The 13,463-nt window shown below is 51.5% G+C and carries 11 protein-coding genes; 9 read left to right on the top strand and 2 right to left on the bottom strand.

The genetic code is table 11. The features are described from left to right. Nucleotides 1-38 precede the first annotated feature (38 nt). A complete protein-coding gene (gene argC / locus G006_RS0107055) occupies nucleotides 39-1,067 on the top strand; it encodes an N-acetyl-gamma-glutamyl-phosphate reductase (protein ID WP_020482478.1) in 1,029 nt (342 codons plus the stop codon). An 83-nt stretch (nucleotides 1,068-1,150) separates the two neighbouring features. Here argC and xdp1 read toward each other — a convergent pair whose 3' ends face one another. Together xdp1 and prsT are read right to left on the bottom strand one after the other, a co-directional pair. Next, on the bottom strand, nucleotides 1,151-2,026 hold the full coding sequence (gene xdp1, locus G006_RS0107050) for an exosortase-dependent surface protein XDP1 (protein WP_160167663.1): 876 nt from the start codon (nucleotides 2,024-2,026) through the stop codon (nucleotides 1,151-1,153). Nucleotides 2,027-2,235: 209 nt separating this feature from the next. After that, nucleotides 2,236-5,037: an XrtA/PEP-CTERM system TPR-repeat protein PrsT gene (prsT, locus tag G006_RS0107040; protein ID WP_020482475.1), complete on the bottom strand. Its 2,802-nt coding sequence runs from the start codon at nucleotides 5,035-5,037 to the stop codon at nucleotides 2,236-2,238. 207 nt (nucleotides 5,038-5,244) lie between these two features. Between prsT and G006_RS0107035 the strand changes: the two genes are divergently transcribed. The 8 genes from G006_RS0107035 to fliJ are packed head-to-tail and all read left to right on the top strand — an operon-like array spanning nucleotide 5,245 to nucleotide 13,448. Then, the gene (locus G006_RS0107035; RefSeq protein ID WP_020482474.1) at nucleotides 5,245-6,450 is read left to right on the top strand and encodes a sensor histidine kinase; all 1,206 of its coding nucleotides are present in this window, start codon (nucleotides 5,245-5,247) and stop codon (nucleotides 6,448-6,450) included. After that, a complete protein-coding gene (locus G006_RS0107030) occupies nucleotides 6,437-7,819 on the top strand; it encodes a sigma-54-dependent transcriptional regulator (RefSeq protein WP_020482473.1) in 1,383 nt (460 codons plus the stop codon). The genes G006_RS0107035 and G006_RS0107030 overlap by 14 nt, the downstream gene beginning before the upstream one ends. A 55-nt stretch (nucleotides 7,820-7,874) precedes the next feature. Further along, nucleotides 7,875-8,186 carry a flagellar hook-basal body complex protein FliE gene (gene fliE, locus G006_RS0107025; protein WP_026146905.1) on the top strand — a complete coding sequence of 104 codons (312 nt, stop codon included), beginning with the start codon at nucleotides 7,875-7,877 and terminating at the stop codon, nucleotides 8,184-8,186. A gap of 18 nt (nucleotides 8,187-8,204) precedes the next feature. Beyond that, nucleotides 8,205-9,956, top strand: coding sequence for a flagellar basal-body MS-ring/collar protein FliF (gene fliF / locus G006_RS0107020; RefSeq protein WP_026146904.1), 1,752 nt, complete (start codon nucleotides 8,205-8,207; stop codon nucleotides 9,954-9,956). After that, on the top strand, nucleotides 9,949-10,959 hold the full coding sequence (gene fliG, locus G006_RS0107015; protein WP_020482470.1) for a flagellar motor switch protein FliG: 1,011 nt from the start codon (nucleotides 9,949-9,951) through the stop codon (nucleotides 10,957-10,959). The genes fliF and fliG overlap by 8 nt, the downstream gene beginning before the upstream one ends. Next, the gene (locus G006_RS0107010) at nucleotides 10,946-11,650 is read left to right on the top strand and encodes a flagellar assembly protein FliH (RefSeq protein WP_020482469.1); all 705 of its coding nucleotides are present in this window, start codon (nucleotides 10,946-10,948) and stop codon (nucleotides 11,648-11,650) included. The genes fliG and G006_RS0107010 overlap by 14 nt, the downstream gene beginning before the upstream one ends. After that, nucleotides 11,647-12,996 (top strand): flagellar protein export ATPase FliI, encoded by a 1,350-nt coding sequence (gene fliI, locus G006_RS0107005; RefSeq protein ID WP_020482468.1) that lies wholly within the window; start codon nucleotides 11,647-11,649, stop codon nucleotides 12,994-12,996. The genes G006_RS0107010 and fliI overlap by 4 nt, the downstream gene beginning before the upstream one ends. Further along, the gene (gene fliJ / locus G006_RS0107000) at nucleotides 12,996-13,448 is read left to right on the top strand and encodes a flagellar export protein FliJ (RefSeq protein ID WP_020482467.1); all 453 of its coding nucleotides are present in this window, start codon (nucleotides 12,996-12,998) and stop codon (nucleotides 13,446-13,448) included. Before fliI ends, fliJ begins: the two co-directional genes overlap by 1 nt. Nucleotides 13,449-13,463: the final 15 nt, after the last annotated feature.

Below are 13,463 nucleotides of genomic sequence, written 5' to 3'. Positions count from 1 at the left end.
CGCATTGGACTAACAGTATTTTTTCAACGAGAGCATTCATGATACGTGCAGGTATTGTCGGCGGTACCGGGTATACCGGCGTCGAATTATTAAGAATTTTGGTGTTACATCCTCAGGTGGAGGTTAGCGTAGTGACTTCCCGAGCTGATGCCGGCTTGCGTGTGGATCAGTTGTATCCGAGTCTAAGAGGCTACTGCGATGTGAAATTTACGTTGCCGGAGTTGGATAATTTAAAAGACTGCGATGTAGTGTTTTTCGCCACGCCAAATGGCACCGCCATGCTGATGGCTGAGGCGCTGCTGGCACTCGGTATCAAGGTTATCGATTTATCTGCCGATTTCCGGATCAAGGACCAGCAGGAATGGGAAAAGTGGTACGGCATGCAGCACGCCAGTCCGGATTTGATCGCCGAAGCGGTGTATGGTTTGCCGGAAGTCAATCGCGAGCAAATCAAGCAAGCCAGTTTGATCGCTTGTCCTGGCTGCTATCCGACTGCCGTGCAGCTCGGCTTTTTGCCGTTATTAGAGTCTGGAGCGATAGATAAGCAGCACTTAATCGCCGATGTAAAATCCGGCGTCAGTGGCGCAGGACGCAAGGCGGAAATCTCTTCCTTGATGAGCGAGGCGGGTGAAAGTTTTAAAGCCTATGCGGTCAGCGGGCACAGACATTTGCCGGAAATCACTCAGGGTTTGCAAAATGTTGCCAAGCAGGCGATTGGTTTAACTTTCGTGCCGCATCTGACGCCGATGATACGCGGTATTCACGCGACGCTGTATGCGCGTCTAAACCGGAACCTGGATCTGCAAAAACTGTTTGAAGAGAAGTATCGCGACGAAAAATTTGTGGATGTGTTGCCGAGTGGCAGTCATGCCGACACTCGTAACGTGCGGGGCAGCAATCGTTGCCAAGTTGCGGTGCATCAACCGCAAGGCGGCGATACGGTAGTGGTGTTGTCGGTGATTGATAACTTGGTGAAAGGTGCGTCTGGGCAGGCGGTGCAAAATATGAATTTGATGTTCGGGCTGCCTGAGTATCAGTCTTTAGAGACCGTAGCTCTATATCCTTAGATTGCATTAACGCGTGGGACATAAAAAAACCGCCTTCCGGTTTTATTCGGAAGGCGGTTTTTTATTTTTGAGCCTAAGTCGTTTTAAGCGGCCAAAACTTGAGTTTTGCGATTCATTCTCCAGCCCAATATGCCGCCGGCGAGTAACAACAAACTGGTTGGCTCAGGAACGCTGCCGACGCCACCGCCACCGCCACTGGTAACCTTGTTGCCACCAATCCCGGAAATCTTGAAGTAGTCTGAATTTCCATCGACAGTCCCGCCAAATGCGGAAGACGCGGCAGTAATCAACCAATAACTTGACGATACATTGCCTGCGTTGATGTTGGTGTTGCCTGCACCATTAACAGTGGAAATGCTGTAGTTGCCAATCCACTGCCAACCACTGGTGATCAAGCTCGCCAGGGTTTGTCCTACCAGAGTAGCCGGTGTGCTCGGATTTCCGCCGGTAGGTTTGTAGGCCAATACCGATATATCTCTATCAGTCTGGCTCCAGCCAATCGCCACATTTTGCAGGTTTACATCTGTGCTGAATTTGAATAGGCCGACGTCGGTGCTGGTGTTATTGTCGAAAGCGTGTTCAGGAGCGTCTTGAATATTTCCGTCTACGGTGCTGGATGCGCCCAGGCCGCCACCGTAAAGTGCCAGAGTTGCAGTGCCCAGTGTGGTTGATCCGGAAAATGCAGAGACGTTAACGGTAGCAGCCAAACCAGAGGATTGATTGAACGTTTGGCTATTTCCTTTGCCGTTCGAGTCCACACCGGCAACATATTGGGAATCTCCTCCGGAAGGTTTAGTGTTGTCTAGATAACCTCCATTGGAACCGTCATTGACTAGTATAGGCTTACAGTTCGAAACACATGTGGCCGTGTTGGTGAAAGTCCATTGGTAGTCTACGGCTGCCTGGGCAGATAACGGTGCTAGCGCCAGTGGAAGAAGTAAATATCGTAATTTAAGCATTTTTGTCACCATTTTGTTGTTCTGGCCCAATTATCATGAGGTAGCTTGTTCCACACAATAGTACTTAAGTCTGGGTGTCAGGCGTTGGAATCATTTTTAATTAAGCAAATGGTGGGCCATGTTAAAAATATTTTTAAAAACAAATGGTTATGCGTCATTGGTTTGCCTTCCGCATGGCGAGTGTAAAAAAAGTCGACGGCTGATTTCACTCACTTTTTGAGCTTTTCCATTAGGGATTTAGCTTGATCTATCCCAGGAAAATTGCTGTTAGCATTCAGGGCCTTTTCAAGCTCTTGTTTTGCTTCTTCCTTACGCTGCAATTGATCAAGTGCAAAAGCAATGTGGTAACGGATTTCCGGGTTTTGCGATTGCCTGGAATGCGCATTTCGCAAGTAATTCAGCCCTCGTTCGGCCTGGCCTTGGTTTGCCAAAATCCAGCCAAGCGTGTCGTTGGTGCTCGCTTGGTCGGGGGCCAGTTTTTGCGCGTTTTCGGCCGTCGAGAGCGCTTTATCGTTGCCGGTTTGAAAATATATATTGGCCAGGTTGTTCAGGAATTGCGGATTGTCGGGGGTGATTGCCAGCAATTTTTCATACTGTTTCTCGGCTTCCTTTATTTTTCCCGCAACCAACAGCTCTTCGGCATAGGCGGCAGCCGGCGTAGCATCGCTCGGATTTTTTTTGATCCATCCCTCGAGTAGCGTAAATGCTTTCTGATTTTGGTTGCTCATCTTCAGTGCGCTGTATAGCTTCATAAGCGCGATGCTATTCGGCTCCAACGCAAACGCCGATTGAAAATGATCAGCAGCCAAGTCTGGTTTTTTGTCGCGGAGCGCAATATCGCCCAGCAGGTGGTGCGGGAATGCCTGTTGCGGATATTGCTTTTGCAGGGTTTCCGCGCGTTTTACCGCGAATACCGCTTCCCCATGATTCAATTCCATTTCGACAAGGGCCACTTGCGACGGGATGTGGTTTTCATCGACTAAAACCGCCCTTTTTAGGGTTTTTATGGCCTCATTGTAGCTGCCAAGGTCGATTTGATACCGCGCGGCCCGGAATAGATTATTAGCATTCAATTTCGCTTGTTCAGCCATTCGAATGGTTACCGCAAGCGCTTCGTCTTTGTTGTTGGCGGCCAAATGGCAACGGAGGAGCGCTTCCATGACCGATGGGTCATTCCGATTCAATCTTTCAGCAGTTCTGGCCAAGCTCAATGCCTCAAGCACTTTGTTGGTTTTCAGTTTTACGTCCACCAAAGCCAGCACGGGGGTTAGGGCATTTTGGTCTAATTTCTGGGCCCGCTCCAGCAATACGATTGCTTTGTCGTAGTTTCCGGCTGCTTGTTCGACGGTGGCCAATTCAGTGACTACATTGATTTCGTCGGGATATTTTTTCAGTAGAGTATCCAATCGGTTTCTGGCGTCATCGAATTTTTTTTCCGCAACATCCAATTTGCTCAAATTCAGATGACCAGTCAGAAAAGCCGGGTCGATCTCCACCGTGCTTTCGAAGCTTTGGCGCGCTTCTTTGAATTGTTTAGCACTGACTTGGGTCATACCTAACAGATTCAAAAGTGTAAGATTTCTCGACACTTTATCTTGCATGGCTTTGGCGACCGGCAGTGCCTTTTCCGATTCGCCGCGTGTGATGTATAACGCTACCAAGCGTATGCCGGCTTGAGTGTCGTCAGGGTTCTGCTTGAATGCGGCTTCCAGGTCTCGCAAGCCAGCCTGCTCCTGGCCCATGAACAAGCGGTTAAAACCGATTTCGGCTTGTAACGAACTGTCGCCGCCGCCCATTTTCATGGCCTTTTCGAACATGGCGTTTGCCATATCGTGTTTGCCTACCTGCATAAACGCGTTCCCCAGTATCAAGGCCAAACGCTGGTCCTGCGGATTGCGGATTTGGACCGGTCGAAGCAAGTCGATGGCCTGTTCCGGTTCGTTTTTCTGCAAAAGGATGGTCGCCAGCAATTTGTAGGGGCCGGGTTGTTCCGGGTATTGGTTGACGTACTGACGCAGGTATTCCGCGGCGACATCAAGTCTCTGCAGACTGTAGTTGACCAAGCCGGAAAGCATCAGGGTAGGCCCGTGCGCGGACAAATACTCGGGTTTGATGGAGGAAATAATATCACCAGCCACTTCCAATTCCTTGGTTGCCGATTCCTTCTGATTATTGCGTTCAAGTAAAACTGCGTGCAAATAGGCGGCTTTGGGTTCGAACGGGTAAGCCTTCCGCAAATATTCTAGATCTTGCCGTGCCCGTTCATCCTGCTTCAAGTCCATTAAAAGCCCGGCTCTGGCGAGTCGGGTGTCAACATGATCGGGATTCAGTTCAATTGCCTTGTCGTAAAACCTAAGCGCGTCATCTAATTCCATAGTGGCATGTTTGATTGAGCCTTTCACAAACCAAGCGCCTGGGTCGTTGGGTTGGATTTGCATAGCCTTTTCAGCTGCCTGATCGGCGCCTTTAATGTCACCACGTTTTAGCAATGCGTTGGCGCGCCCAATTGCGGCATCAATATGGTTAGGAGCAATTTGTAACGCAATGTCGAACTCGTTGAGCGCTTCGCTAATTAAGTTAGTTTGCAGGAACGCGTTACCACGGTACACGTGTAAAACCGGGCGTAACTCGGTAGCAAAAAGTACCGGATCGATTTCCTTGAGCAAGTCCTTGTAGCGAATTTGGTAGGTATATAGTTTGGCCAGATTTTCCACCAGTAAAGATGGATCCGCGCCGAGTTGTTTGGCCAAGCTAAGTTCAACTTCTGCTGCTGACAAAGATTTCTGTTGTAAATAAATGTCTCCTAGCAACAGGTGGGCTGCGACATACCTTTCATTTTGCTGTAACGCATTTTTTAAATTGATTATCGCTTCGGCGTTATTTTGACTTCTGTAAGCCTGTAACGCCTCTTCGTAAAACTTGCCGGCCTGGATGTCATCGGCAAAACTTATCTGCACGGGGTTAAGCGCCAGAATCAGCAGTAGTTTATTTAACGGGAAATTGGGTTTCATCGGATTTTTGCGCATAGCGAAGATGGGGTTGCTCAAGTGTGCACATAGCATAGTCGCAAAGCCAATTCGTCACCAGTCCGGAACTAGCAGCCGGCTTCTTGTCGTCAAAAACTTGACTGTGCGTATTTAAGCAGCTGTTTTTAAATGTAAATTTAAATGGTCTAAATTTTGCTTTTAGCGTCTAGACAATCAATTAGGCGACTAAATATGGGGACTATAGAGCTGCATCAACAACAAAAAACCGAGCGCTTAACGGATGCATTCCGGATCTTTAACGAACTTTCGGAGAATCTGGCGCATTCCTATCAGGGGTTGGAAGAGCAAGTAGCCAAGCTCAATCGCGAGTTGCAGGCCGCGCGTAGCGAGCGTCTGAACACGTTGATCGAGAAGGAAAAGCTCGCCAGCCGCTTGCAACAGATTCTGGCGGCCTTACCGGCGGCGGTGGTTGTGCTGAATGCGCAAGGAATGATCGTAGATTGCAATGTCCATTCCGTGGACTTTTTGGGCGAACCCTTGCTGGGCCAATTATGGTCGAGTGTGGCGGCGCGCAGTTTGCAACCGGTTTTCGAATCGCCGCACGAACGCCAACTCAGAGACGGCCGTAAAGTGAATATTACCCACAGCTCGTTGGGTAACGACGCGGAGCAAATCATTCTGTTGTCGGATGTCAGCGAACTGCGTTCCTTGCAAGATACGCTGGCGCAGCAAAAACAACTAAGCGCGATGGGGGAAATGGTGGCCAGTCTCGCGCATCAGGTCCGTACACCGCTGGCGACCGCGATTTTGTATGCATCACAAATGAGCAAACCCTCGATTCCCGACGAAAAGCGCCAACAGTTCTCCGAGAAAATTTTAGAACGTCTGCATTACCTGGAGCGCCAAGTTAACGACATGCTGATCTTTGCCAAACAGGGTCGGATGGCGATGCAAAGTTTTTCATTACAACGGCTGCTAATACATCTCGCCGAAGCGGCCGATAGTTTTGTGGGCGAATTTAGCATCGAAAACCGCATCAGCACCGATCAGTTGCTTGGCAATGAAGATGCATTGCGCGGGGCAGTATTGAACTTAATCAATAACGCGGCCGAGGCTGGCGCGCACAAAATTGCATTAACGGTCCGTCGGAGCGATTCAGGCTGCATAGACATCACCGTGACGGATGATGGGCCAGGTATCGTCGAAGCGCAGCAAACTAAATTATTCGAACCGTTCTACACCACCAAGTCCAATGGCACCGGCTTGGGTTTGGCGGTGGTCGATAGCGTGGCGCGCGCGCATGGCGGTAGCGTCAAATGTCGTTCGACGCCGGGGCAAGGTACAAGTTTTACCTTGAATCTGCCCTGTACCAGCCAATACACCCTCGGCTTGTCCGCCGGTATTGCCACAATGGAGCAAAATTATGAAACAGTATGATGTGCTTATCGTCGAAGACGACATGGCTTTGTGCGAGGCGCTCTGCGATACCTTGGAAATTGAAGGCTATCGGGTAATCTCCGCAAAAAACGGTATCGAGGCACTGAGCCAGTTGGCCAAATACCCGGTCAGGCTGGTGGTCAGCGATGTACAAATGCCGGTGATGGACGGTTTTCAGCTGTTGCAGAATATTCAGCAAAAATTCGAGCAGTTGCCGGTGTTGCTGATGACGGCTTACGGCACCATCCCCAAAGCGGTGGAAGCCATGCAGTCCGGTGCGGCTGATTATTTGATCAAACCCTTCGAAGCCGGAATGTTGGTCGATAAGGTAGCATCATTAATTACGCTGCAAGCCCCAGTAATTAACGAGCGGGTAGTGGCTGACGAGCGGATGAAAAAGCTTTATGCATTGGCCAGCAAAGTAGCCAAAACCGATGTGACCATGTTGCTGGAAGGCGAGAGCGGTACCGGTAAGGAAGTGCTGGCCCGCTATGTTCATCGGAATTCGCATTATCATGCGGGTCCGTTCGAGGCCATCAATTGCGCGGCGATTCCGGAAAACATGCTGGAAGCGATGCTGTTCGGCTACGAAAAGGGCGCTTTTACTGGCGCCATTCAATCGGCGCCGGGTAAATTCGAACTGGCACAGGGTGGTACCTTATTGCTGGACGAGATTTCCGAGATGGATATATCGCTACAAGCCAAATTACTGCGTGTGTTACAGGAAAAGGAAGTCGAACGTTTGGGTAGTCATCGCAAGATAGCCTTGAACGTCAGAATTTTGGCAACTACCAACCGCAAATTAAAAGACTATGTGCAGGATGGCCGGTTTCGCGAAGATCTGTATTTTCGCTTGAGCGTATTTCCGCTCAGAATTCCGCCGCTGCGGGAGCGGCCTGGCGATATTTTGCCGCTGGCGCTGGAGTTATTGAGCAAGCATAGTCCGGCAGGGAAAGCCGCTTGCAGCTTTGATGATGCGGCAATGACTAAGTTATCTGCATACAACTGGCCGGGTAATGTCAGAGAGTTGGAAAACGTGGTGCAGCGGGCGTTGATCCTGCAAAGCCGGAGTCTAATCGGCGCCGACGACCTGATTTTTGAGGAAGATATGTTGGTTTTGCCGAGTTTGCCCGCTGCTGTGCAAAGTCTTGCCGTAGAATCGCGGCAAACCGATAGCGACAATAGCCAATTCGAGCTCGGCAGCTTGGGCGACGGCGTGCGTTCGGCCGAGGAAAAAATTATTTTGCAAATGTTACGCGATGTCAGCGGCAGCCGGAAAACCACAGCCGCCAAGCTGGGTATCAGTCCGCGTACCCTGCGCTACAAAATTGCGCGGATGAAGGAAGCAGGAGTGATGGTACCAGGTTAAATCTTGGCTTGAAAAATGCTTGTGCTAAGCAAGGCAACCTAAAAGAGTCATTATCATGTCAGATATGAATGTTAACCAAGTGCTCGCGCAGATGCGGGCAATGTCCATAGAGGCCGGCGCCAAGCCACAGCCTAGCGACACGTCCGGCGATTTTGCCGCCATGTTGAAACAATCCATCGACGCCGTGAACAATACCCAGCAAACTGCCAGCGGTATGGCTAAATCCTTTGAGATGGGTCAGAGTGACGTCAGTTTGGCGGAAGTGATGATTGCCTCGCAAAAAGCCAGCGTTTCTTTTCAGGCCATGCTCCAGGTGCGTAATAAACTGGTGGATGCTTATAAGGACGTGATGGGCATGTCAATGTAGGCTAGCGGAATATAAGCCATGAGCGAACTAGACAGAAATCTACCGATGGAGGCCCATAGCCAATCAAGTATGGCAAACGCCGACAAAATGCACCCTGCTTTGAAAAGCCTGAGCAAAATGCCGATGGTGCGTCAGCTTGGTTTGATGTTGGGTTTGGCACTCAGCGTGGCGATTGGCGTGGCGGTGGTGTTGTGGTCGCAGGCCCCATCTTACGATTTACTGTTTTCCGGCGTGGCCGAAAAAGATTCCGCGGAAATTCTCGATGCGTTGACCAAGTTAAATGTCGATTACAAGGTCGAAACCGGCTCCGGCGCGATCATGGTGCCGGCGGATAATGTCCGGGAACTGAAATTGAAATTGGCCGCACAAGGCCTGCCGCGCAGCGCGAGCCTGGGTTACGAACTGCTGGATAAAGACAACGGCTTCGGCGCCAGCAAAAATGTCGAGCAAATGCGGTTTCAACGCGCATTGGAAGGCGAAATCGCCCTGACTATTCAAACTATCCAAAACGTCAAATCCGCGAAAGTATTGCTGGCTATTCCAGTCCAATCGGTGTTTGTCCGCGAACGTAAAAAGCCCAGCGCCTCAGTGGTGGTGGAGCTGTATCAAGGCCGCATCCTCGAAAAAGAACAAATCGAATCCATCATCCACTTGGTTGCCTCCAGCGTACCGTTAATGGAAGCCAGTCAAGTGACGGTCGTGGATCAAAAAGGTCGTTTGTTGAACAGCAAGGAAGGCGGCGAAGATATGTCCTTGTCCAGCAAGCAATTCGAATATAAGAAAAATATAGAAGAACACCTGCGGGGACGGATCGAAAACATCCTGACGCCACTGGTAGGCGGTGACGGCATGCGGGCGCAAATTTCCGCCGACGTCGACTTTACCGTCACCGAAAAAACCCAGGAAATGTTTAACCCGGATTTGCCGGCCCTACGTAGCGAGCAAACTCAGGAAGAAAATAACTCCTTATCCAAAGTGCAAGGTGTGCCCGGAGCCTTATCAAATCAACCTCCACCAACGGGTACCGCTCCGGAAGTCGCCAGCGGCCAGGAAAAACAAGCTGCCGCGGAATCCGGTTCCGGCTCGTCCAACAAAACCGCCACCCGTAATTACGAATTGGATAAAACCATTACCCATACTAGACTCGCCACCGGTGCCTTACGCCGCTTGTCGGTGGCGGTCGTGGTTGACGATAAAAAAGTGGTGCAAGCCGACGGTAAAGCTACGCTAGTTGCATACTCGCAAGAAGATCTGAACCAACTTCGCGATTTGGTCAAACAGGCAGTCGGTTATGATAATAGCCGTGGCGACCAAGTGACGGTTACCAACGTAGCATTCAGATTGCCCGATGCACTGGAAGAAGTCCCTTCCGAACCTATCTGGGAACAAGCCTGGTTTGCCAATGCGCTGAAACAGTTGGCTGCGGTTGCTGTCGTCTTGCTGCTGATCATGGGGGTGTTGCGTCCCGGTCTGCGCACCTTGATCGCCAAAGAAGAACAGTTAGAGGCACTTGAACAAGCCAAGGCAATCGCGGAAGCAACCGGCGGTGTGGTGCGTTTCGATGAGACCGGCAAGCCGGTGGCTGTCGCGGTGTCGGTCGATGAGGAAACCGGCGAAGTGCGCACCATCACCACTGGTGTGGAAGATTTATTGTTACTAGAAGCCCCACAAAGCTACGAAAAACGTTTGGAATATGTACAAAAACTGATCGACGAAGATCCTAAATTGGTCGCGCAAGTGATCAAAACCTGGTTAAAAGACGATGGCTGATCAAGAGAAATTAACGCATGCGCAACGGGCTTCGCTGCTGTTATTGGCGGTGGGACAGGATAGGGCGGCCTCGGTGTTGAAGCATATGGGACCGAAAGAAGTGCAATTGATCGGTTCGAACATGGCGCAGCTCGGGCCGATTAGCTCGGGTATGGTCGATGAGGTGCTGGAAGAGTTCATCATCGAAATCAAAAACGAAACCGGCCTGGGTCTGGATTCCGACGAGTACATCCGCAATATGCTGACCAATGCTCTGGGCGCGGATAAAGCCGGCAGCATCATTGATCGAATTCTACTGGGTGCGAACAGCAAGGGTATCGAACAGTTGAAGTGGATGGATACCCGTTCCATCGCCGATTTGATCCGTCTGGAACATCCGCAAATCATCTCCATTATTTTGTCCTTGCTGGATGCCGATCAGGCCGCCGACGTACTGACTTTGTTGCCGCAAAACATGCGTTCGGATATTTTGATGCGCATAGCCACTCTGGAAGGCGTGCAGCCCGCCGCCTTGCGCGAGCTGGACGACATCATGGAAAAACAGTTGACCGGCAGCGATGGGGTCAAATCCTCGCAAATCGGCGGTATCGACGCGGCGGCCAATATCCTCAACTTTATCGAAAGTGGTGTCAGCGATCCGATGATGCAAGACATCAACGAAGCCAACGCCGATTTGGGTCAACGCATCCAGGATAAAATGTTCGTGTTCGGCGACTTGATCAACGTCGATGATCGCGGTATTCAAACCCTGTTGCGCGAAGTGTCCACCGATCAGTTATTGCTGGCCCTGCGTGGCGTGGAAACCGGTTTACGTGACAAAGTCTTTGCCAATATGTCCAGACGCGCGGCGGAAATGTTGCGTGACGATTTGGAAGCCGCGCCGCCTGCGCGCTTGAGCGAAGTGGAGGCCGCGCAAAAAGATATTCTGGCGATAGCCAAACGCTTGTCCGATGCGGGTGAAATAGCTTTGGGCGGCGGTGGCGGTGGCGATGAGTTCGTCTAAGAGCAATAAATTTTCCGAGGCCGAACTTCAGGCTCTGGATCGGTGGACTAATCTGCAGGATTTCAGCACGCCGCGCTCCGAATCGGTCGAATTGGAAGAAGTCACCGAGGTGCTGACCGCCGAGCAGATTGAAGAAATTCAGAAACAGGCCTACGCAGAAGCCTTCGAACAAGGTAAGCAGCAAGGTTATGCGGACGGACAAAAAGCAGGCTTTGAGGCCGGGCGCAAACAAGGCTATGAAGAAAGCTTGCATTTGCTGCAAAAGCAGGCAGCCGAACTTACAACTTTGCTGGAAGCGCTCAGCGAGCCCTTCAAACAACTCGACGAATCGGTCGAGCAGGAATTGGTGAAATTAACTATTGCCATTGCCAGTCAATTGATTCGCCGGGAATTGAAGTTGGAACCCGGCGAGATCGTCGGCGTAGTCAGGGAGGCGATCAATGCCTTGCCGCTGGCGTCGCAGAAAGTCACCGTCAACTTACATCCCGAAGATGCGGCCTTGGTTCGCACCGCGTTAAAGCTCGATGAAAACATGCCGCCCTGGCGCTTGCAGGAAAACCCTTTGTTGAGTCGCGGCGGTTGCACCGTCGAAACCGAAATGTCCAGAATCGATGCCAGCGTCGAAAGCCGTGTGGCCGCCGTGATTGCCACGGTATTAGGCGGCGAGCGCCGCGAGGATTTTGGCCGATGATCCCCAGCGCTGACCGTTCCGATTTGTGGTTGGCGCGCTTGCAACCGTACCGGGAAAGACTGGCAGCCGATCCTTTGGAGTTGGTCGTTGAAGGGAAATTATCGCGCATGGTGGGTTTGACGCTGGAAGCAGAAGGCTGCCGGGCGGCCATCGGTTCGTTGTGTCAGGTGATTACCAAATCCGGCAAGATCATTACGGCTGAGGTCGTCGGTTTTGGCGGATCCCGCTTGTTTTTGATGCCGACCGGCGATACGCATGGTCTGGAACCCGGTTGCCGGGTGATTCCGATGGGTAAGAATAGTTTGGCCAACGTCGGTTTTGGTCTGTTGGGTAGGGTGCTCGACGGCGCGGGCAAACCCCTGGATAGTAAGGGTCCGCTGGATACCGATGCCAAAGTTTCCTTATCCGGTACCACCATCAATCCGCTCAGCCGCAAACCCATTCGCGAGGCCTTGGATGTTGGCGTGCGGGCGATCAATGCCATTCTCAGCGTCGGCCGCGGTCAGAGGATGGGCTTGTTTGCCGGTACCGGCGTCGGTAAGAGCGTGTTGCTGGGGATGATGACCAAGTTTACCAATGCCGACGTCGTCGTGGTGGGCCTGGTGGGTGAGCGGGGCAGGGAGGTTAACGAGTTTGTACTGAAAATCCTCGGTGAAGAAGGTTTGCGCCGAGCCGTAGTCGTTGCGTCGCCGGCTGACGATTCGCCGTTGATGAGGGTGCATGGCGCCTTGCTGGCGACCAGTATCGCCGAGTATTTTCGTGACCAGGGGCTGGACGTGTTGTTGCTGATGGACTCTTTGACTCGTTACGCCCAGGCGTACCGGGAAATTGCTTTGGCGATAGACGAGCCGCCGGCTACCAAGGGCTATCCGCCTTCGGTGTTTGCGAAATTGCCGCAACTCGTGGAGCGCGCCGGTAACGGCGATGAAGGCGGCGGTTCGATTACCGCGTTTTACACAGTATTGGCGGAAGGCGACGATACCAACGATCCGATTGCCGACGCGGCGCGCGGTGTGCTGGATGGTCATGTGGTGCTGTCGCGCTCCCTGGCCGAATCCGGTCATTATCCGGCAATCGACATTGAAGCGTCGATCAGTCGGGTGATGCCGGACATCATAGAGCCGGAACATCTGCAAATGGCGCGGGATTTGCGGCGTTTGTATTCCACCTACCAACAGAACAAGGATTTGATCAGTGTAGGCGCCTATCGGCCGGGAGCTGATCCGCGCATTGATAAAGCGATAGAAAAAAATCCGGCGATCATGGATTTTCTGCAACAAAGCATGGATGAATCGGTGGACTTGAGCCGGAGTCTGAGCGAGTTGGCGCAATTGTTGGCTAGTTGATGAAAAAGTCGCAGCGACTGAAAGTTATTATCGACCTGCATGCGCGTCAGGAACGTGACGCTTTGGAGGCTTTGGGTATCAGTCAGCAAAAGCTGCAAGAGCAGCAAGCTCAGCTCGAAAATCTACAAAGTTACCGTCTGGATTATTTAGGTAAATTCGCCGTCAGACAGCAGGCAGGGATCAATATCACTCAGTTGATGGAGTTCAGGGCCTTCGCCGACAAGCTTGATCAGGCTATCGAAAGCCAGCAGCAGACGGTAAGCAACCATGAACGCGAGGTACAGCGGGCCCGTAAGCGCTGGGAAGATGCACATCAGCGTACCAAAAGTCTGCAAAAAGTCAGTGATTTGGCGTTGGTCGAAGAAATGAAAGTCGAACAAAAACGCGAACAGGCCGAGCAAGACGACCGGGCTGCGCGATCAGGACGTAAGGATGGCACGGGAAGTGCTTGATTAAATAAAAATGTC

This window comes from Methylomonas sp. MK1, from assembly GCF_000365425.1.
GTDB lineage: Bacteria > Pseudomonadota > Gammaproteobacteria > Methylococcales > Methylomonadaceae > Methylomonas.
This window is presented reverse-complemented; position numbering and strand designations above follow the sequence as displayed.

Coding starts and splice junctions, on each gene's coding strand:
- xdp1 (WP_160167663.1), bottom strand. CDS start 2,026: ATGCTTAAATTACGATATTTACTTCTTCCACTGGCGCTAGCACCGTTA.
- G006_RS0107035 (WP_020482474.1), top strand. CDS start 5,245: ATGGGGACTATAGAGCTGCATCAACAACAAAAAACCGAGCGCTTAACG.
- fliI (WP_020482468.1), top strand. CDS start 11,647: ATGATCCCCAGCGCTGACCGTTCCGATTTGTGGTTGGCGCGCTTGCAA.
- argC (WP_020482478.1), top strand. CDS start 39: ATGATACGTGCAGGTATTGTCGGCGGTACCGGGTATACCGGCGTCGAA.
- prsT (WP_020482475.1), bottom strand. CDS start 5,037: ATGAAACCCAATTTCCCGTTAAATAAACTACTGCTGATTCTGGCGCTT.
- G006_RS0107010 (WP_020482469.1), top strand. CDS start 10,946: ATGAGTTCGTCTAAGAGCAATAAATTTTCCGAGGCCGAACTTCAGGCT.
- fliJ (WP_020482467.1), top strand. CDS start 12,996: ATGAAAAAGTCGCAGCGACTGAAAGTTATTATCGACCTGCATGCGCGT.
- fliF (WP_026146904.1), top strand. CDS start 8,205: ATGAGCGAACTAGACAGAAATCTACCGATGGAGGCCCATAGCCAATCA.
- G006_RS0107030 (WP_020482473.1), top strand. CDS start 6,437: ATGAAACAGTATGATGTGCTTATCGTCGAAGACGACATGGCTTTGTGC.
- fliG (WP_020482470.1), top strand. CDS start 9,949: ATGGCTGATCAAGAGAAATTAACGCATGCGCAACGGGCTTCGCTGCTG.
- fliE (WP_026146905.1), top strand. CDS start 7,875: ATGTCAGATATGAATGTTAACCAAGTGCTCGCGCAGATGCGGGCAATG.